Annotated in this window: 18 protein-coding genes and 1 pseudogene; 3 read left to right on the top strand and 16 right to left on the bottom strand. The window is 34.2% G+C overall.

Annotation, left to right across the window (positions count from 1 at the left end; genetic code table 11):
* Positions 1-6 precede the first annotated feature (6 nt).
* From I5818_RS16565 to I5818_RS16595, 7 genes and pseudogenes are all read right to left on the bottom strand, one after another.
* The gene (locus I5818_RS16565) at positions 7-261 is read right to left on the bottom strand and encodes a hypothetical protein (RefSeq protein ID WP_071976591.1); all 255 of its coding nucleotides are present in this window, start codon (positions 259-261) and stop codon (positions 7-9) included.
* A 164-nt stretch (positions 262-425) separates the two neighbouring features.
* Positions 426-1,838: a dihydrolipoyl dehydrogenase gene (gene lpdA / locus I5818_RS16570; protein ID WP_058002499.1), complete on the bottom strand. Its 1,413-nt coding sequence runs from the start codon at positions 1,836-1,838 to the stop codon at positions 426-428.
* A 3-nt stretch (positions 1,839-1,841) separates the two neighbouring features.
* Positions 1,842-3,143: a dihydrolipoamide acetyltransferase family protein gene (locus I5818_RS16575; protein ID WP_071976590.1), complete on the bottom strand. Its 1,302-nt coding sequence runs from the start codon at positions 3,141-3,143 to the stop codon at positions 1,842-1,844.
* 100 nt (positions 3,144-3,243) lie between these two features.
* Positions 3,244-4,221 carry an alpha-ketoacid dehydrogenase subunit beta gene (locus I5818_RS16580; protein ID WP_058002497.1) on the bottom strand — a complete coding sequence of 326 codons (978 nt, stop codon included), beginning with the start codon at positions 4,219-4,221 and terminating at the stop codon, positions 3,244-3,246.
* Positions 4,222-4,224: 3 nt separating this feature from the next.
* Positions 4,225-5,337, bottom strand: a complete 1,113-nt coding sequence (gene pdhA / locus I5818_RS16585) for a pyruvate dehydrogenase (acetyl-transferring) E1 component subunit alpha (RefSeq protein WP_071976589.1) — start codon at positions 5,335-5,337, stop codon at positions 4,225-4,227.
* A gap of 617 nt (positions 5,338-5,954) precedes the next feature.
* Positions 5,955-7,528 (bottom strand): annotated as a pseudogene (locus tag I5818_RS16590) (IS1182 family transposase).
* Positions 7,529-7,684: 156 nt separating this feature from the next.
* Positions 7,685-8,329, bottom strand: coding sequence for a YkyA family protein (locus I5818_RS16595; protein ID WP_071976588.1), 645 nt, complete (start codon positions 8,327-8,329; stop codon positions 7,685-7,687).
* Between the two features lie 211 nt (positions 8,330-8,540).
* Between I5818_RS16595 and def the strand changes: the two genes are divergently transcribed.
* Positions 8,541-9,095 carry a peptide deformylase gene (def, locus tag I5818_RS16600; RefSeq protein ID WP_071976587.1) on the top strand — a complete coding sequence of 185 codons (555 nt, stop codon included), beginning with the start codon at positions 8,541-8,543 and terminating at the stop codon, positions 9,093-9,095.
* Between the two features lie 65 nt (positions 9,096-9,160).
* Here the strand turns inward: def and I5818_RS16605 are convergent, their stop codons facing one another.
* A complete protein-coding gene (locus I5818_RS16605) occupies positions 9,161-9,931 on the bottom strand; it encodes a Cof-type HAD-IIB family hydrolase (RefSeq protein WP_058002493.1) in 771 nt (256 codons plus the stop codon).
* Positions 9,932-10,655: 724 nt separating this feature from the next.
* On the opposite strand from I5818_RS16605, the gene I5818_RS16610 reads away from it, so the two are divergent.
* Both I5818_RS16610 and rnjA read left to right on the top strand, forming a co-directional pair.
* The gene (locus I5818_RS16610; protein ID WP_058002492.1) at positions 10,656-10,868 is read left to right on the top strand and encodes a DNA-dependent RNA polymerase subunit epsilon; all 213 of its coding nucleotides are present in this window, start codon (positions 10,656-10,658) and stop codon (positions 10,866-10,868) included.
* Positions 10,869-10,873: 5 nt separating this feature from the next.
* Positions 10,874-12,541, top strand: a complete 1,668-nt coding sequence (gene rnjA, locus I5818_RS16615; protein WP_058002491.1) for a ribonuclease J1 — start codon at positions 10,874-10,876, stop codon at positions 12,539-12,541.
* A 64-nt stretch (positions 12,542-12,605) separates the two neighbouring features.
* Here the strand turns inward: rnjA and I5818_RS16620 are convergent, their stop codons facing one another.
* The 8 genes from I5818_RS16620 to I5818_RS16655 form a co-directional block, all read right to left on the bottom strand.
* Positions 12,606-13,265, bottom strand: coding sequence for a potassium channel family protein (locus I5818_RS16620; RefSeq protein ID WP_058002490.1), 660 nt, complete (start codon positions 13,263-13,265; stop codon positions 12,606-12,608).
* Positions 13,266-13,468: 203 nt separating this feature from the next.
* Positions 13,469-14,104 carry a response regulator gene (locus tag I5818_RS16625; RefSeq protein WP_058002489.1) on the bottom strand — a complete coding sequence of 212 codons (636 nt, stop codon included), beginning with the start codon at positions 14,102-14,104 and terminating at the stop codon, positions 13,469-13,471.
* Between the two features lie 7 nt (positions 14,105-14,111).
* Positions 14,112-15,146, bottom strand: coding sequence for a sensor histidine kinase (locus I5818_RS16630; RefSeq protein ID WP_058002488.1), 1,035 nt, complete (start codon positions 15,144-15,146; stop codon positions 14,112-14,114).
* Entirely contained in the window at positions 15,143-15,862 is a 720-nt protein-coding gene (gene liaF / locus I5818_RS16635) for a cell wall-active antibiotics response protein LiaF (RefSeq protein WP_058002487.1), read from the bottom strand. Before liaF ends, I5818_RS16630 begins: the two co-directional genes overlap by 4 nt.
* A 120-nt stretch (positions 15,863-15,982) precedes the next feature.
* Entirely contained in the window at positions 15,983-16,627 is a 645-nt protein-coding gene (locus I5818_RS16640) for a PspA/IM30 family protein (RefSeq protein ID WP_058002486.1), read from the bottom strand.
* Between the two features lie 46 nt (positions 16,628-16,673).
* Positions 16,674-17,030, bottom strand: coding sequence for a lmo0954 family membrane protein (locus I5818_RS16645; protein ID WP_058002485.1), 357 nt, complete (start codon positions 17,028-17,030; stop codon positions 16,674-16,676).
* Between the two features lie 248 nt (positions 17,031-17,278).
* On the bottom strand, positions 17,279-19,102 hold the full coding sequence (locus I5818_RS16650) for an ABC transporter ATP-binding protein (protein WP_235849605.1): 1,824 nt from the start codon (positions 19,100-19,102) through the stop codon (positions 17,279-17,281).
* Between the two features lie 10 nt (positions 19,103-19,112).
* Entirely contained in the window at positions 19,113-20,867 is a 1,755-nt protein-coding gene (locus tag I5818_RS16655; protein WP_058002483.1) for an ABC transporter ATP-binding protein, read from the bottom strand.
* Positions 20,868-21,150 lie beyond the last annotated feature (283 nt).

The raw sequence follows: 21,150 nt of genomic DNA on the forward strand, positions 1-21,150 counted from the left end.
ACTACTTTACGAAAAGGGGGAAGGGAATATTTCTTGAAAAATAAATTGTAATAAAAAATAGATGGATAGACTGGATAAAGTAATAAAAAATGTAACACGATTTGATTTTACAATGATTCTAGCAAGGAGAAATGCTAAATAGAAAAAGACTATAAACACAATAATTCTATAGATCAAATGATCCCTGTCAGATAACCAAACAGCTAGAGTGAATCCACTCCATATCATTAATTGAAATAGAAAGGCAATGTATTTTTTCATCCTATCACCAACAATTTTTTGTTATGCTTACAAGCTTCTCCATTTTACTTTAAGCAATTACTCTTGTAATTATACTATGAACGTTAGATGGTATTTTAAAACCTAATATTACTTTATAAAAATAAAAAAAGGTAAACCATTGGTTTACCTTTTTTTAGAATAAATTATTTTACAATGTGAATTGGTGTTCCTAAAGCTACTTCTGCAGCTTCCATTGTAATTTCTCCTAAAGTTGGATGCGCATGAATAGTCATAGCAATATCCTCTGCTGTCATTCCTGCTTCAATTGCTAAGCCGATCTCAGAAATCATATCAGATGCACTTGCACCTGCAATTTGACCTCCAATGACCAAACCATCCTCTTTACGAGTAATTAATTTCAAGAAGCCATCGCTATTATTCAATGCTAAAGCACGACCATTTGCAGCAAATGGGAATTTAGCAGCAACTACTTCTAATCCTTCATCTTTTGCTTGTTTTTCATTATATCCAACAGTTGCTAATTCTGGCTCAGAGAATACAACAGCAGGAATACCTAAATAATCAATTTCAGAAGGGTGGCCGGAAATAGCTTCAGCAGCAATCTTACCTTCGTAAGAAGCTTTATGAGCAAGCTGTGGACCTTCAACAATATCACCAATAGCATAAATGCTAGAAACATTTGTACGACATTGTTTATCAATCTTAACAAGGCCACGATCTGTCATTTCAACGCCCACTTGTTCTAATCCTAATTCATCTGTATTAGGGCGACGACCTACTGTCACAAGAACATAATCAGCTTCAACAGTTTTTTCTTCACCTTTTACTTCATAAGTGACAATTACGCCATCTTCTTTTTCTTCTACACCTTTAGCTAATGCATTTGTAACAATTTCCGCACCTTTTTTCTTTAAGTTACGGGAAACAAGAGTAGTCATTTGTTTTTCAAATGCACCGGCAAAAAGTTCGCTGCTACCCTCAAGAATAGTTACTTCAGTACCAAAATTAGCATAAGCAGTACCAAGTTCAACCCCGATAACACCGCCACCAATAACAACTAATTTTTTTGGAACCTCAGGTAAATTTAAAGCACCTGTAGAATTAATAACGCGTTTAGAAAACTTGAATGTTGGGATCTCAACAGGACGAGAGCCGGTTGCAAGAATCGCATTTTTGAATGTATAGGTTTGTGCAGATGTTTCATTCATTACACGTAAAGTGTTCGCATCAACAAAATATGCTTCACCTTTAACAATGTCAACTTTGTTCCCTTTTAATAAACCTGCTACACCAGAAGTCAATTTATTTACTACTTGGCCTTTCCATTCTTGAACCTTAGAAAAGTCAACAGTTACATTCTCTGCGGAGATACCAATATCATCCGAATGTTTTGCTGTTTCATAACGGTGACCAGCAGTAATTAAAGCTTTTGATGGGATACAACCTACATTTAAACAAACCCCACCAAGCTCTCCTTTTTCTACAATTGTTACTTTTTGTCCTAGTTGTGCTGCTCTAATTGCAGCAACATACCCACCAGGGCCTGCACCAATTACTATAGTGTCTGTTTCGATTGGGAAATCTCCAACTACCATTTTTTACGCCTCCATTAATAATAATTCAGGATCGTTCAATAGTCGCTTAATATGGTTTAGCGCGTATTGAGCGGTAGCTCCATCAATTATACGATGATCAAAGCTCAATGATAATGCTAACACAGGTGCTGCTACAATTTCACCATTTTTTACTACAGGTTTTTCAGAAATTCTTCCAATTCCTAAAATAGCGACTTCAGGATGGTTAATTACCGGAGTAAACCATTGGCCACCAGCTGAACCAATATTCGTGATGGTACATGAAGCACCTTTCATTTCATTTGGAGCTAATTTACCATCGCGTGCTTTTCCAGCTAATTCATTAATTTCTTGTGAAACGGAGAATACAGATTTACGATCTGCATTTTTCACAACTGGGACTAATAAGCCTTTATCTGTATCAGCAGCAATACCAATATTATAATAGTGCTTTTGAACAATTTCACCTGCAGCGTCATCAATGGACGTATTTAATGTAGGGAACTCGCGTAATGCACTTACAAGAGCCTTGACAACATATGGTAAGAAAGTTAGCTTGATGCCTTTTTCAGCTGCTACTTCTTTAAATTTCTTACGATGTGCAACAAGCTTGGTTACATCTATTTCATCCATCAACGTAACATGTGGCGCTGTTTGTTTAGAGTGAACCATTGCTTTAGCAATCGCCTTACGAATTCCACTCATTTTTTCACGTGTTTCTGGGAATTCCCCCTCAGGAATAGCTACTTGAGCAGGTGTGACTGTTTCATTCGCTTGAACTGTTTCTGTTTGTTGTTCTGCTTGAACAGGTGCTCCACCACTTAAGAATGCATCAATATCTGTCTTTTGAACGCGGCCATTATTACCAGTACCCTGAACTTGTCGGATATTAACGCCTTTTTCCCGTGCATACTTTCTAACTGATGGCATAGCGATAACACGTTTGTTCGGATCTGCCTCTACAGTTTCAGCTGATGCAGTAACATTCTCAGGTGCAGCCGCAGGTGCTGAAGCCTCAACCTTTTCTTCAACTTTCTCTTCTTGTTCTGAATGACCGTGATCACCTTTAAATTGAAGTCCTTCATAACCAGGGGCATCAAATTTAATTAAAACATCACCAACAATGGCAACTGTTCCTTCATCTACTAAAATATCTTCAACCGTTCCTTCTACTGGAGAAGGAATTTCAACGACTGCTTTATCATTTTGTACTTCACAAAGAACATCGTCTTCTGCAACTTTATCGCCTGGTTTTACAAACCATTTAACGATTTCACCTTCATGGATTCCTTCACCGATGTCTGGTAGTCTGAATTCGAATGACAAGGTTGTTCACCCTCCTATTAATAATTCTTCTTATTAAGTGAATGGAGGCAGTTTAATAAAACTGCCTATTTATTTCAAATAGATAACCTAGAAGATCTAATTAAAATGTAAGTACTTTTTTCGCTGTTTCAATAATATCTTTATAATTAGGTAACCAAACAGACTCTGCTTGAGAGAATGGATATACAGTATCTGGTGCAGTCACACGTAATACTGGCGCTTCTAAGCTAAGAATCGCTCTTTCATTTATTTCTGCAATGACATTTGCAGCAATACCTGCTTGTTTTTGTGCTTCTTGAACAACAATCGCACGATTTGTTTTTTCAACAGAAGCAATAATTGTATCAATATCTAATGGACTTATTGTACGTAAATCAACTACTTCTACAGAGAATCCTTCTTTTTCTAATTCTTCTGCAGCTTTTAAAGATTCATGAACCATCGCACCATAAGTAATAATAGATAGATCCTTACCCTCACGTTTTACATCCGCTTTACCTAATGGAATTGTGTACTCTTCTTCTGGAACTTCCTGACGGAAAGAACGATATAACTTCATATGCTCTAAGAAAATAACTGGGTCATTATCTCGGATTGAAGAAATTAAAAGTCCTTTTGCATCATAAGGTGTAGACGGAATAACAACTTTTAAACCTGGTTGTTGAGCAACTAAGCCTTCTAAGCTGTCAGCATGCAATTCTGGAGTATGAACCCCACCACCGAATGGTGAACGGATTGTAATTGGTGCATGTAAGCTTCCTCCAGTACGATAACGCCAACGTGCCATTTGTCCACTTACTGAATCCATTACTTCGAATAAGAAACCAAAGAATTGAATCTCCGGCACTGGGCGGAATCCTTCTAATGTTAAACCAATAGCAAGACCTCCAATTCCAGATTCTGCTAATGGAGTATCAAATACACGATCTTCTCCGAATTCTTTTTGAAGTCCTTCCGTAGCACGGAATACCCCACCATTAAGACCAACGTCTTCACCAAATACTAATACATTTTCATCGTTTTTAAGTTCAGTTCTTAACGCATCGGTAATTGCTTGAAGCATAGTTAATTGAGCCATGGCTTATTTCGACTCCTTTGCTTGATAAATTTCATTTTGCTCTTTTAAATTATGTGGCATTTCTTCAAACATAACAGAGATTAAATCTGTTACTTTTTGTTTTGGAGTGTCATCAGCTTTCTTAATTGCAACTTTAATATCTTCTTTTGCTTGTTCAATTACTTCTGTTTCTTTTTCCTCAGACCATAGGCCTTTCGCTTCTAAATATTTACGGAAACGAATAAGAGGATCTTTTCTTTCCCATTCATTATCTAGGTCAGATGTACGATATTTTGTAGGATCATCACCTGACATTGTATGTGGACCATAACGGTAGCATAGTGTTTCTATTAATGATGGTCCTTCACCATTGATCGCACGCTCGCGAGCTTCACGCACAGCAACATAAACAGCTAGTGGATCCATACCATCAACTAATTGTCCTGGAATACCAGCAGCAACAGCCTTTTGAGCAATTGTTTTAGCAGCAGTTTGTTTTTCACGTGGTGTTGAAATAGCAAATTGATTATTTTGAACTACGAAGATAGCAGGAGCTTTATATGCACCAGCAAAGTTAATACCTTCATAGAAATCACCTTGTGATGAACCGCCATCACCTGTATATGTAATTGCTACTGCTTTTTTACCACGTTTCTTTAATCCAAGTGCAACCCCAGCAGTTTGAACATATTGGGCTCCAATAATAATTTGTGGTGGTAAAATATTTAAACCTTCTTGGATTTTCATTCCTTCAACATGACCTCTAGACCATAAAAATGCTTGGTGTAATGGTAAACCATGCCAAATGATTTGAGGCACATCACGATATCCTGGAAGAATGTAATCTTCTTGCTCAAGAGCAAAATGTGAAGCGATTTGTGATGCTTCTTGACCTGCTGTCGGTGCAACAAATCCTAATCGTCCTTGACGGTTTAAAGAAATTGAACGTTGATCTAAAATACGTGAATATACCATTCTACGCATTAATTCTTGAAGTTCCTCATCAGAAAGATTAGGAACTGCAGATTCGTTAACGACTTTGCCTTCTTCATTTAAAATCTGGAACATTTCGAATTGCTCTTCTATCTTTTCGAGCGTTTTCTTCGCATCGAATTGTGCCTTCTTAGTTGAAGCCATATTAAGTCACCAATCCTTTCTCACTAAAAAAATTAATTTATTTTTTATTACATACAAACTATAGGTTACCCAAAAACAAACCAGTGTACCATGAATTAATCAATGGATTAACCTTGTTTTTATGTAACCATTTTCATATTAATCTGATGACAAAAGAAATACCTATTCTATTCCATCATCAATGAATCTGTATTAATTCATTTACAGATTTAATTAATACAATTTCATATAATTACATTATTAGAGTACATCAAGTTATGAAACCCGTCAATCAATAAGTTTTTCTTTATAATTTACTTTTTTAATATAGTAAATAGTTCTGTATTAGCGCTTTCATTTCAACTGTACTAATCACATTTTTCATCTGTACTACAAAAACTTATACAGATTTGCAATCTAAATTAAAGGTTCTTTTCTCAAACTTTGTTACTATTAGGTTTTGTTTAATTAATGTAAATTAGGTGAAGATCGGCAAGGCTTCTCATACCGTTATAAAAGAACTTCTATCTTCATAATAAAAAAAGGGGCTGGGACATAACTAGCTTCAAATAGTGAAAAAGTTGAATTTGAGCGAACTCAAATTCAACTTTTTCTATTTTTGTGTGTTGATTCTTCTATTACCGTAGTTGTTTGGCCGTGAATTTTCTTAAATTCACGGCCATTAATGCGAGTCCCATTTCATTTTCTACCTTCGATTTTCCTCGTACAGAAAATCGAGTGAAACGCAAATTAGCCTTCAAGAATCCAAAAACCGGTTCCACATCGATTTTGCGTTTTCGATAGATGGATCTCGTTTTCTCTTCTGAAAGCTTCGCTCTCACATATACTTTTTGTTGTTCCCATTGTTCATTCACCATTAGTTTTCGATTGTTGCCTTCTTTCGCTTTTGTACATGATGAACGGAATGGACATCCCGAACAGTCCTCACACTCGTAGATCTTGAACCTTCGTTGGAATCCCGTACGATCAGTACGGACAGAATGATATTGAAATTCAAGACGTTTCTGGTTAGGGCATATATATGTATCTGTTTCTTCACAATACTGCCAGTTTTCGGGATTCAATGGGTTTTGTTTGTACTTTTCTTTTGCTCCTTCAAATACAGATTATACGTAATCAGTGCTTCTCGTTTTCTGTTCGAAAGGATATCATTATAGTTTTGTTCACTACCATAACCTGCATCTGCGACAATATGTTTCGGTAACACGAAATAATGGTTCTCGATTTCATCAAGAAATGGAATTAACGTACGTGTATCTGTTGGGTTTGAAAATAAACTATAGGCAAGCGTGTATTGCCCTTCTGTTGCGATTTGTACATTGTAACCAGCTTTCAATTGTCCGTTTTGCATATAATCATCTTTCATTCGCATAAATGTCGCGTCCAGATCTGTTTTGGAATAGCTATTACGTGTGCCAAAGATTTCAAAGTCTCGTTGGTATTTTTGTTTTCGTAAGACAAAATCAATCAACTGTTTACGCACTTGTTTCGGGTATTTGCGTTCACTTCTTAAAGCTTTTCGTTCTGGAACGTCTGATGATTCCTCAATTTGTTTATCATACTCAGCTACGACATTGTCCACTTTTCCAACCAATTGAGCGAGCTCTTTCAATGATAATTGTTCATCACCTTCCCGTTCAATTTCAGGTATAATTTCGTTCTCAAGTAGCTCGTTATATAGCTGGTTTGACCTTTCAATTAAACTGTGATGATATTTCTCAATCGATTTCTTCCAGACAAACGTAAATTTATTCGCATTTGCTTCAATCTTTGTACCATCAATAAAAATTGCTTCTTGATCGATTAGTTTTTCTTCGATTAATTGGCAACGAAATTGGACGAAACATTGGCGAATTAATTCTTTCACATCTGAATGAACACGGAATCGATTGATTGTACGGTAGCTTGGTTCATACCCTTGAGCTAGCCACATCATCCGGATACTGTCTTTTAATAAGGCTTCAATTTTTCGCCCTGAAAAAACAGATTGGGTGTAGGCACATAAAATAATTTTAAGCATCATGCGTGGATGATAAGCAGGACAGCCCTCATTTCGCAGAAATGGTTCGAAAACTTCATGAGGAATACTTTCAACTAGATGATGGATATGAAAGGCAATATCATTTTTTTGTAATTTTACTTCTAAATCTAAAGGCAAAACTAATTGATTCATGGTATAATTTTTAAACATAAGGATCCTTCTTTCTGATTTTATTTGGTGTGGTAACTTAATTTTATCAGAAGTGGTCCTTATTTTATTGTAAAAAAATCAAAGCCGGTGAAATTTTACTCGTCGTAAAATTCACCGGCTTTTTCATCTCAGAGGTGGGTTTTGTCCCAGCCTCACTTAATCAATATTTATTTTTGCAAGCTTATAAAATTTTTTCTTTTCATTATTAAATTTTTTTGTCTGTTCATTAAATTGTTCATTCATCTTTAATACCTCTGAATAGGCTTTATTTGTAATTTCAATTTGATTTTCTAAATCATCCATACTTACATCTTTTTTCATAAGAAGTTTATATAATTGTATATTCGTTTCAATCCCTTTGTTATATGCTTCATATAATCGGTCATGAAAAGCATATCGTTTTTCCATCAATTGAAACAGATCTTGAGCTTCTTTTTTCAGTTGTTTCGACTCGATTTTCTCAATGGGATCTTCAATTTTTGAGAATTCCTTTTTTGAAGCAATCATCGACTTTTGTTCAAGTTCCATCTTTTCTTTGCGTTCTTTTAAATTATCAAGGGCTAAATTCGCAAGTTTTGTCATTTGCTCCATATCCTTCATCCCTAGATCCATTATTTCTTCAAATATTTTTTTTTCCTTTGATTCTAACTCCGTTAAAGGCTTTTGCTGCTTTTCAAAATCCTTTTCTTTTACTACGGTTTGTTCCATAATATCGTATATTTTTTCTTCCGGGACAACTTTGCATCCTGTTAACAAGCCAAGAATTAGTACAAGCAGAAGTAAAAGTTTATATCGAGCCACGAATGTTCCCCCTTAAACTACAGTATATAAGCTGGATTGTTGTGAAGTAAGGCTTGTCCAAAAAATAAAATATATAACTATACCTATTCATTTGGAACTATCATATGACAAATTTTTTCTACTGGCATTATATTTTTTTGTTTAACTTTTTACTATGGATTTGGTATTCTAATCAATATGTAAATTAGTTAGTGCGAAGGGGGATATTATTATGATTACAATGAAGGATATCATCAGAGACGGACATCCAACATTACGGAAAGTAGCAGAAGATGTAAAAATGCCTCCGTCTAAAGAAGATCAAGAAATTCTAAAGAGCTTACATGAATATATATTAAATAGCCAAGATCCTGAAATTGCAAATAAATATGGATTACGTCCTGGCATTGGGTTAGCTGCTCCACAAATTAATGTATCAAAAAAAATGATTGCTGTTCACGTTATAGATGAAAAAGAGCAATTACATAGTTATATGTTATTTAATCCTCGAATTGTGAGTCATTCAGTTGAAAAAGCCTACTTGAGTAGTGGAGAGGGTTGTCTTTCGGTAGATGAGGTTATTCCAGGTTATGTTCATAGATATGCAAGAATTACGGTAAAGGCGAATGATATTGATGGAAAAGAAATTAAGATTCGTCTTAAAGGACTACCTGCCATTGCGTTTCAACATGAAATTGATCATTTACATGGAAAAATGTTCTATGATTATATTGATGAAAAAAATCCATTCACACCGATGGATCAGGCAATTGCCATTGATAGGTAATCATGATTAAGGGTTGACTACACAGGGAACTGACCCTAGGTAGACAACCCTTTATTCTTTAAATTCTAGATTAATTTAAAATGCTTTAAACCATTTGCAATTCCATTATTCATTACATCTGTAGTGACATAATTTGCATGTTGCTTTACTACATCAAGAGCATTGCCCATTGCAATCCCAGTTCCCACAGCTTCTAACATCTCAATATCGTTTAATCCATCTCCAAAAGCGTAAACATCTTCAAGTTTAAACCCAATCTTTTCAATCATCTTTTTGATTCCCTCTGCTTTTGAACCACCTTTTGGAAGTACGTCCATTGAAAATTCATGCCAACGGAGAAAGTAAAACTTCTTAAACTCATCAAGATAAAGAACCTCATCCTTTTCTTCACAAAATAAAAGTGATTGGTAAATTTCTCGACCCTTGTAGAAATCTGGATCAAATGAAGGATGTTTAATTTTTAGACTCTCAATACTGCTTCTAATAAATTGATGATTTTCTATATTAGAGGTCATTTCCTTTTCATTTAAAAACACAAGTGGATGTTTGTGACTTGCAGAATAATTGATGAGATTTTCTAATTCGGTAGGATCCAAAGGATTTTTATAAATGACTTTATTTTCAAAAACTACGTATTGACCATTAAAGCTCACAAAGGAGTCAATTTCTAATTCTTCACGTAGCTCTTTAAACATGAATGGAGCCCGACCCGTAGCTATTGCAACAAACACTCCACTTTCTTTTAACTTCCATATAGCTTCCTTTGTTGATTCAGGGAGTTTTTTATCGTTATCTAACAAAGTACCATCGATATCAAAAAATACAATTTTCTTCATTTTTTAATTCTCCTAACTATCTTTGGTTATATTCATTTAGCACATTGAATTTTAACACAAGCTTCTACTTTATTGAACTAATCCAAAAACGAAGGCTGTTTTCGTATCGTTTGTTGCTTTTGTAAAAGCCCAACTGCCGGCTTTTACACCCAATAAAGAATTTAGCGATTCTTATGGAGTTTGCAGCACTTTTCTCAGTGAAATGAAAGATGTAGTGGTCTTTTAACCGATAGTTATTCGTTAAAACTTTACTAATAGCAACGATGTTTGAGAAAAGAGCCAAAGCGAAAAAAGAATCCAAAATCGAATATTTCCCATAAAAACCCATGATAATACTTGTCTAAAAACATATAATACATATAAGAATCTTCCTGACCGACTTTACTTTCAGAAAAATAACATTAAAATAGAAGTAGGGAGTGATCTTCCATGTTAAAAAGACTAAGAAAAAAATTAGTCAAACAATGGAAAGATTTATTACGAAAGAAAAAATTAGTAGCATAAATGATAAATTTTTGCCTAAATAAAAAGTCCCTCAAAAATAAGAGGGATTATTCTATATCAATATGCCAATAACGCCCTAATTGTAAGACTTAAGGAGTACAATCAGAAACCATTTTGCAAAAACCTTAAAAATAACGCACAATGAAATGCATGAAAAAGTTGTTAACTTTTTATATAATAGAAAAAGTTACCTTTGAAAACGGAGTAAGGAGAGAGAAAGATGATTTATAAAGTTTATTATCAAGAAAACAAAAATGAAGTACCAGTTCGTGAAAATACGGATGCTATTTATGTCGAGGCAAGCTCAGAAAGAGAAGTTCGCAAATCTTTAAAAAACCGTCAAATAAATATTGAATTTGTACAACTTTTAAAAGGTTCATATCTAGAATATGAAAAGAACCATGCAAATTATGAAATAACGGAGACTAAATAAACAATATGAAATTTGTAAAAAATGATCAAACAGCCGTATTTGCCCTTGGCGGTTTAGGGGAAATCGGAAAAAACACTTATGCGGTCCAATTCCAAGATGAAATTATACTTATAGATGCTGGAATCAAATTTCCTGAAGATGAATTACTAGGAATTGATTATGTTATCCCTGATTACACGTATTTAGTTAAAAATGAGGATAAAATTAAAGGTTTGTTTATCACACATGGTCATGAAGATCATATTGGTGGAATTCCTTACTTATTGAGACAAGTAAATATACCAATCTACGCTGGTAAACTTGCTTTAGGACTTCTAAAAAATAAACTTGAAGAGCATGGACTTTTGAGACAAACAACTTTTCATGAAATTCAAGAGGATGATGTAATTAAATTTAGAAAGACTTCTGTTACTTTCTTTAGAACGACTCACAGTATTCCAGATTCCTACGGGATTGTTGTTAAAACACCTCAAGGGAATATTGTACATACTGGGGATTTTAAGTTTGATTTCACTCCAGTTGGTGAACCTGCCAACCTAACAAAAATGGCTGAAATTGGTAAGGAAGGCGTTCTTTGTCTTTTATCAGATAGCACAAATAGTGAAGTTCCTCATTTCACCATGTCTGAAAGACGTGTCGGTGAAAGCATTCAGGACGTTTTTAGAAAAGTAGACGGCCGCATAATTTTTGCAACTTTTGCTTCGAATATTCACAGATTACAACAAGTTGCGGAAGCTGCAGTAGCAAACGGAAGAAAAATCGCAGTTTTTGGAAGAAGTATGGAGGCAGCCATAAATATCGGACATGACCTTGGTTACATCCAATGCCCAAAAGATACATTTATTGATGCACAGCAAATTAATCGTTTACCTGCAAATAAAGTCACTATCTTATGTACAGGCAGTCAAGGAGAACCAATGGCAGCCTTATCCCGAATTGCTAATGGAACACATCGTCAAATCCAAATTCAACCTGGGGATACGGTCGTCTTTTCTTCTTCACCAATACCTGGTAATACTATTAGTGTAAATCGAACCATTAATTTACTATACCGTGCTGGTGCAGAAGTCATTCATGGTCCATTAAATGATATTCATACTTCTGGACACGGTGGACAGCAGGAACAAAAATTAATGCTTAGACTAATAAAACCGAAATTTTTTATGCCAATTCACGGTGAATATCGCATGCAGAAAACTCATGCACAACTAGCTATGGACTGTGGTGTTCCTGAAGAGAACTGTTTCATTATGGATAATGGTGAAGTTCTTGCTTTAACAAGTGAGAGTGCACAGGTAGCGGGCAAAATCCCTTCCGGAAATGTCTATATTGATGGAAATGGAATTGGAGATATCGGTAATATTGTTCTCCGCGATCGACGTATATTGTCTGAAGAAGGTTTAGTTGTTGTTGTCGTATCGATTAATATGGGTGAATTTAAAATAGCATCTGGTCCTGACATTATTTCTAGAGGATTTGTTTATATGCGTGAATCAGGAGATTTAATTAGCGAAGCACAAAATCTCATCTCAAAGCACTTAAACAAAGTAATGGAAAGAAAAACTTCTCAATGGACCGAAATTAAAAATGAAATTACCGACACTTTAGCACCTTTCCTTTATGAAAAAACAAAACGACGTCCAATGATCATGCCAATTATTATGGAAGTATAAAAAACGAAAAGGAACCACTCACTCAATAGTAGGAGATGGTTCCTTTTTTAGTTATATATAATAGTTACTGAGAAAGTTTTTTCTCAAATCTGTTGATATCCGAATCCGCACCGATAACAATTAAAATATCATTCTTTTCGATAACATCATATGCTTGTGGAGAAATAATCATTGAATTTCCTCTTTTAATAGCGACAATATTAATTCCATATTTAGCGCGAATATTTAAATCCACAATTGAATTACCAGTAATACGCTCATTTACAGCAATTTCAACTATGCTATATTCATCTGAAAGCTCGATATAATCTAACACATTATTCGAAACAATGTGATGAGCAATCCGTTTTCCCATATCTCTTTCTGGATGGACAACATGGTCGGCACCAATTTTATCTAAAACCTTTGCATGATAATCATTTTGTGCTTTTACAGTTACATTTTTCACACCAATTTCTTTTAACATGAGTGTAGTTAGTATACTTGCTTGAATATCAGCACCAATTGCGACGATAACATGATCAAAGTTTCTTATCCCTAGGTTTTTCAATACGGTTTCATCAGTAGTGTCCGCAATGACAGCATGAGTAGCAATCGATGCAAATTCATTTACCCGATCTTCATCAACATCAATAGCCATAACTTCCATTCCTTGTTCTGCTAATTCTTTACAGATACTACCACCAAATCGTCCTAGTCCAATGACGACAAATTCTTTTTTCACTTTAAATCCCCCACTATTAAAAGAGTTCCTAATCTTCCCCATTCTAGCATACTAATTTCATAAGGAGAAGATGACTGTCAAAAAATCTCGTTTCCTATTAAATATAGTATTAACCTGATGATAAAAGGTACTACATAAAGCACTAATATGAAGGTCGATGGATACAAAAAAAGAGAGACGAAGGATGTTAATATCCCTTCTCTCTACTTCTTGATTAATTGGTGTTGAAATGCATAAATGACCGCTTGTGTGCGATCCTGAACTTCTAGTTTACTTAATATATTACTAACATGAGTTTTTACCGTTTTTAGTGCAATAAATAATTGATCCGCAATTTCTTGGTTTGTCATGCCTTCAGCCATTAATAGTAGAATTTCTAGCTCACGATTTGTTAAATCATCATGTAATGGCCGTTTATTCCCTTGTTTCATTCGCATCATCATTTTCCCAGTAACTTGAGGCTCCAATACTGATTGTCCTTCATATGTAGAGCGAACAGCATCAGCAATATCATTCGCCTTTGATGTTTTTAACATATAACTCGTTGCTCCTGCTTCTAGTGCAGGATACACTTTTTCATCATCAATAAAGCTCGTTACAATAATTATTTTTGCCTCAGGCCACTGCTGGATAATTTCTTTTGTTGCTTGTATTCCATCCATCTCATTCATGACCAGATCCATTAAAATAATATCTGGTCGCAATGATAAGGCTAGTTCAACACCTTTTTGCCCATTTTCTGCTTCGCCAACAACTTCAATATCAGGCTGAATGGATAAAAAAGCAGAAACACCTATACGAACCATTTCGTGATCATCAACAAGTAATACCTTTATCATTATGACCTCATCCTTTATTTAATATAGGAATCTTCACTTCTATACTAGTTCCCTTTGCCGGAAAACTAATCATTTTAATCGTTCCACCTATTTCTGCTGCTCGTTCACGAATATTCTGTAATCCGTAAGAACCCGCTTTTTCTTTTCCCATTTCAAAGCCAATTCCATCATCTATTATTTTAAGAAGAACAAATTGATCTAATTTAAATAAGTGCAATTCTAACATTTTAGCTTTCGCGTGGCGTAGGGTATTCGAAATGGATTCCTGCATAATTCGAAATAAATGATCCTCTACTCCCTTATTTAGAATGACATCATCTATTCTCCATGTTACCTTCAAAGGAAGTTTAGCTGTTAATTCATGCAATAACTCCTCTGCCCCTTCTTTTAGGCTTTTTCCTTCTAATTGTATCGGTCTCAAATGAAGAAGTAGCGCTCTCATCTCTGATTGTGACTCATTAATTACTTCCTCAACTAATTTCATTTGTTTATTTGTTATTACTGGATCTGGATTAGGGTTATCATTGATAGCAGATAATAGCATTGTTGCAGCAAAAAGCTGCTGGCTAACAGAATCATGCAACTCTCTTGCTAAGCGATTTCTTTCCTGGGATAAAATCTCCTGCTTCATTTTTTCATTCCAGTCAGCCCGCTCATTTGCAAGTTTTTGCGATGCTTCAACTTGATCATCCATACGATTTTGAATTCGTTGTATTCTTTCGTATAACATTGAAATTTCATTTAATTTTTCAGGCTGTAATTTTGATAAATTAAATTCACCTTTCTCAAGTTCAATTAAGTGAGCATCTACGTCCTCTAACTTCTTCTTCATAATATAGCCAATAACTAATCCACAAACGATTCCTATAATAATACTAGTTACAATAATAAAAACAACGACAGGGACAAGAAAGATTTGTTGAAAAAATAATGCTTGATACCAGTCCGTTTGAACCGTTTGAATATAAATTGCTGAAATAAATATAGCGATAACAATGGAGAACGTACTAAAGTAAATTATAAAGGATTTTTGGATACTCATACGTGCCTCACCTCTAAATTTCCAAATGGTAATGAGGTGATAATCTTTATTTTTCTCGTTGTCTCATCGTAATTATCTGAGTAGTAAATTGTATTTTGATTAAAAAGATTCTCTTCTAAACCATATATATTTACATTTCCCGTAATCGATGAATGATTAACTGATATCGCTACATCATATGGAGTAAGCAATTGGATATTTCCAATCACTCCTCTAATAACTACAGTGGATTCTCCAATCGGAAGCATGGTCATACTAAGGTCTATGACCGTTGTACCAAGCCCACATTGAATATTTATATCATCCCATTCATAAATATTATTTTCAATTCTTTGATTACCAAAGAATTTATTTTTTATATAGGGTTGTTTTCGATTGATTTTTGATTGATTCGATGATTCTACTGTTTCTACCTTGATTATTTTTGGATGCTTCTTTTTTTTCCGATATCTAAATAAGAGATAAATTAATACACAAAACAATACAATTTTGAAAAACACTGTGGAAATAATTGTAATAACAAAAATTGAAATACCGACAATGATATAAATAGCGCCAGAAGATTTTGTGCTTTTCTTTTTACCAAAATAAATAAGTAATGCAGAAACCCCAAGAAACACTAAGGATTCAGTATTAAAAGAAATTTCAAATAAGATTCCGACAAGGGCAACTAAGATTAACCATGTTATAGGATTTTGTTCAGATCTTTTTCCCATGTTGCCTCCTTTTTGTCACTACTGACGAAATATTTTTAATTAGGTAGTAAGATACTCAAATATGAGGAACCTACTACCTGATTTCATTACTATATGCTTTTCTATATTATCATGAATTTACTAGTCATTAATAGTAGTTTCATCCTTTTTTAAACCTTTTTCAAGCTCTTTTATACGAGAATCAAACATCGACATATCATATCCTGCACCCATTCTAGTTTCTAAGTGATCTAAGTATCTTTCTGTTTCTTCAAATCGAGTATTAGCTTTACTAATAACAGAGTTATCCAGTACTTGATTCATTTTCTTTGTCACCTTAATTACATTTTCTCTACCCATCAGTTCTAATCTTTTAATTTGCATTTCTTTTAATTTCATTTTCATTTCTCGATGCTTTTTCTCTAATATTTCTAATTGTTCTACGGCTTCTCCATGTGCTTCTCGTAAACTAAGTACTTGCACCTTATAAAGTGCCTCCTCATCTATAGCAATTTGGTGGAGGGAGAGTTCATTTGCCTGAAGAGCTATTTCTGCTTGTTGACATCTTTTTTCAGCCATATACTCAGTTTGTTTTAATTCACGAGCAAATTCTTCTTTTAATAAATATTGTCTTTCGATTAACTTTTCTACTTTCTTAACTTCATTTTCACTTTCACGTAAGTATTGATTTAACTTTGAAATTGGATTTTTATATTCTTTTTTATCCATGGTATCATTTAGATCAGCCATCACTGTATGTTTAATTCTTTCAAATAAAGTAGTCATCATCATCGCTCCTCTATCACAATTCATTTTTTATAAATTTATCTATTTAGTGATATTTCTTTTGAATTTCATTCCATTGTTGGTCGAAACTTTCAAATGGATCATATACTTCCTGTTCAACCTTTACCTTTTCTGGTTTCTTCCAATTTTTATACACAACGTATAAAATACATAATGCTGCTATTCCAGCTACTGCTGGCAAGCTTGCAAGTACAGCAAATAGGCTGCATATCCCAACCATCGCCCAAAATAATTTACCGAAGAATGATTCAGTCTTAATAAACTGTTTAAAGGAAAAATATACTAACAGGAGACTAATAGCCATTCCGATTATATGACCTAAGCTTCCTAAAGCAACCATTACAAGAATACCTGCCAGTATAAACAAAAATACATTTTTCAATTTATACGACCTCCTTTCGTTACCATAATCATAAAAGAAATCATAAGTTTCCATAACAAACTCTAGATTTATTTTTGTATACGACCTAAGACGTAGTTTAACTCCCAAAAGGATTCAAGACTACAGCTCTTTTCTCTGTAAAATGAAGGTGTAGCGATTTCCAGTCGATATATTAGTTAAAACTTTGCTTAGATAACACCAAAGTTTAAGAAAAGGGCATAAAAAAAGAAGAAGATATAGTCTTCTTCTTATATAGCCTCTAACATTTTAAATTGTGCTTTTACTAGTCTGTAATACTCTCCTTGATACTCCATTAATTGATCATGATTTCCTTCTTCAATGATATCTCCATGATCAAGAACAAAGATTTTATCAGCCTCACGAATCGTAGATAGGCGATGGGCAATTATGACTGAAGTTCTTCCCTTTAATAACGTTTTTAACGCACGTTGTATTTGGACTTCTGTTTCAGTATCAATACTAGCAGTCGCTTCATCTAAAATAATGATCCGCGGATTAGCAAGCAACGCCCTAGCAAATGATAATAACTGCCTTTCACCAACAGATAATATATTTCCTCTTTCTTCTACTTGTGTTTCATATCCATTTGGAAGATTTTCAATAAAAGTATGGGCACCGATTGCCTTTGCCGCTGCAACTGCCTCCTCATCTTTCGCATCTGGACGACCAAATTTTATATTTTCCATAATGGTTCCAGAGAAAATAAATGTATCCTGAAGGACAACACTAATTTGACTTCTTAAACTTTTTAAGGAAATATCACGCAAATCATGGCCATCAATTTTCACGGAACCACTTGTTGGATCATAGAAACGACTGATTAAATTGGCAATCGTTGTCTTTCCGGACCCAGTATGCCCGACTAATGCAATAGTTTGCCCAGCTTTCATTTCCAAGCTCACATCTTTTAAAGCTTTTCTTTTATCATCATATGAAAACTCTACATTTTCGAACTGAATATGACCTTTCATATCTCCTAATTCGATTGCCTCATCCTTCTCATGCACAATCGGCTTTTCATCTAGATATTCAAAAATTCTTTCTGAGGAAGCCATTGCCATTAACAATTGATTATACACTTGACCGATACGAGAGATCGGTTCCCAAAACATGCCGAGGTAAAAAGCGTAGGAAACAAATTCACCTAGTTTCAATGATCCTGTTTGAATAAGATGAGCACCATACCAAATAAGAACGGCTGAACCAACAGCATTAGTTAATTCAATAAGAGGGCGGAAAAACGCATTTTTTTTCGTTGCAATTCGCCATGCCTCATAATTCTCTGTATTAACCCCATCAAAAAATTGCATATTTTCTTTTTCCTGTGTAAACGATTGTGTGACACGTATTCCTTGGATGCTTTCATTTAAATGCGAATTCAGTTTTGATTGTTTAATTCTCATAAATTGCCAAGATCTACGAATATTTTGCCTTAATTTTGTTGATATCAAGAACATGATCGGCAAGATAATTAAGACAGCAAGTGTAAGCTGTGGACTAAGAGAAAATAAAATAAAAATTACCCCTACTAACATGATCATATCCATTAGGAGATTGACAACACCATTTGTAAATAAATCCTGCAATGAATTCGTATCATTCATGATACGAACTAGAATAGAACCTGCTGAACGTTGATCAAAGAAACGATGAGACAATCGTTGTACATGTGTAAATAGATTTTTTCTAATATCGTAGATCACTTTTTGCCCAAGCTCATTCATCCAGCGAATTCGTAATATATTCGCTAAATAAGAGATAATATACAAGCCTGCAATTATGACGACAATGAGCATTAAAAACTGCCCATCTTTCCCTTGAATACCTTTCTCAATAGCATAAACTCCGATTAAAGTAGGAATGATGAGACGAATAATCGTGTTTATAAGCATAGCTGTAAAGGATTTAGGTAGAAGATTTTTCGAATATGGTTTTAGATAATTCAATAACCTCAGCATTTGCTTCCAGTTAAATGGCTTATCAATAATTTGCTCAGTCGTATAGCTAAATCGTTCCACTGACCCTTTATTTATTTTATTTGCTTTCGCCAATGTTTTCACCTCAACCTGTCTGAGTTTGCAGAATCGCTTGCTGGTCCTTATATTGAATATGATAAATTCTTTCATATGGACCACCATTTGAAAGGAGCTCTTCATGCAATCCCCTTTCAACAATTCTACCGTTTTCTAATACTAAAATTTCATCTGCATGTTTTAATGAAGAAATACGATGGGCAATAATAAATGTCGTTCTTCCCTTCATAACTTCACGCAAACCTTCCTGAATTTTGAATTCTGTATCCATATCAACTGCACTTGTTGCATCATCTAAAATAAGGATACTTGGGTCTAAACATATCGCACGTGCAATGGCAATTCGTTGCTTTTGGCCACCTGATAATCCAAGACCTCGTTCGCCAAGCATTGTATCGTAACCATCTGGTAATTCCATAATAAAATCATGTGCTTGCGCTCTCCTTGCTGCCGAAATAATTTCTTCCATTGTCGCATTAGGTCGCCCATAAGCAATATTGGCTTTAATTGTAGACGAAAATAAAAAGGATTCTTGCAGAACAATCCCTATATTCGAACGTAATGACTTAATGGAATAATCACTTACTGATTTCCCATCAATTTTGACACTTCCTGAAACGGGCTCATAAAATCTTGTCATTAATTGAGTAATTGTTGTTTTACCAGACCCAGTAGCACCAATTAAACCAATGACCTTTCCAGGTTCCGCTTTAAAACTAATGTTTTTAATTGCCGATTTTTCATCCCCAAAATATTTTAGAGTTACATCCTGAAATTCCACTTCACCCTTAAAACGATCTGCATCATATGCATTCTCTTTATCAAAAATTTCATTATCCGCCTCAAGAATTTCAAGTAATCGTTCACCTGATGCTTTTGATTGGGAAAATAGATTGATAGTGAAACCAAGATTAATAATAGGCATTAGAATATAGCCCAATAAACTATAAAAGGCCACGAGTTCTCCTGGCTTCAAGCTACCGTTTATAACTAAATATCCTCCATATGCCAATAAAATGATAATCCCTGAATTACCTATTAACTCCATTAAAGGGAAATATTTAGCCCATATGTAGGAAGTATTGATTTGTTGGTCGCGATAATCATCATTGGAGACATTGAATTTGGATGTTTGAAAATCTTCACGTGATAAAGATTTAACTGTATTTATTCCACTAATATTTTCTTGTACATTTGTATTTAATTTTCCAAATGATTTTCTTATTCCTCTAAAAGCAGGATGGACAACTTTATCAAATTTATAAACGGAAACCGCTAGAAAAGGAAGCATGAGCATAGTCATTAATGTTAATGAAACCGAATAGTAAAACATTACACTAAAACTAATTCCTAATATTAATATAAATCTGAATGCCTCTGAGAATCCAAAGGATAGAAAAAAGCGAAACCCTTCAACATCAGCAGTTAATCTCGACATTAAATCTCCAGTTTTGGCATTATCATAATAACGAAAAGGCAAATATTGAAGTTTTTCATATAATGCATTACGAAGACGGTATACTGATGTAATTCCGAAAAGATCGCCTGTATATTGTTGAATGAATGTAGCCACTCCTTTTATTAGCATGATCAAAACAAATCCAATAGCTAAGTAAGGTATTAGTCCATATTTTCCTTTAAGTATTACTTCATCGATGGTTTGTTGCAATATGACCGGATAAACAATGGTTATTGCCGTAACAACCAATAAAAAGAACATGGATGTTATAAACAAGCGTTTGTAAGGCAAATAAAAACCTTTTAGCTTCTTAAACGTATCCATTTCATTCCCCCCATTTTTTAAAATAATTTGAACGTAATATTAAATATAACGGCTTTCGAAATATTTTTCCATGTTTTTGTTATAATTTTTACAAAATTTTTTTGTTTCATTCTTTTAGGAATAAACATACTAATTATTCTTTTTAAATTTAAATAAATTGTACAGAAGGTGCAGGTGAATTTCTTTCTGCGCTTTCTAATTCTTCACATACATAAATCACTCCAGTTAACTAAAAGATTTCTTAAATTTCACATAAAAATAAACACTAAAAACAAGGGATGCA

This window comes from Heyndrickxia oleronia (assembly GCF_017809215.1).
Classification (GTDB): domain Bacteria; phylum Bacillota; class Bacilli; order Bacillales; family Bacillaceae_C; genus Heyndrickxia; species Heyndrickxia oleronia.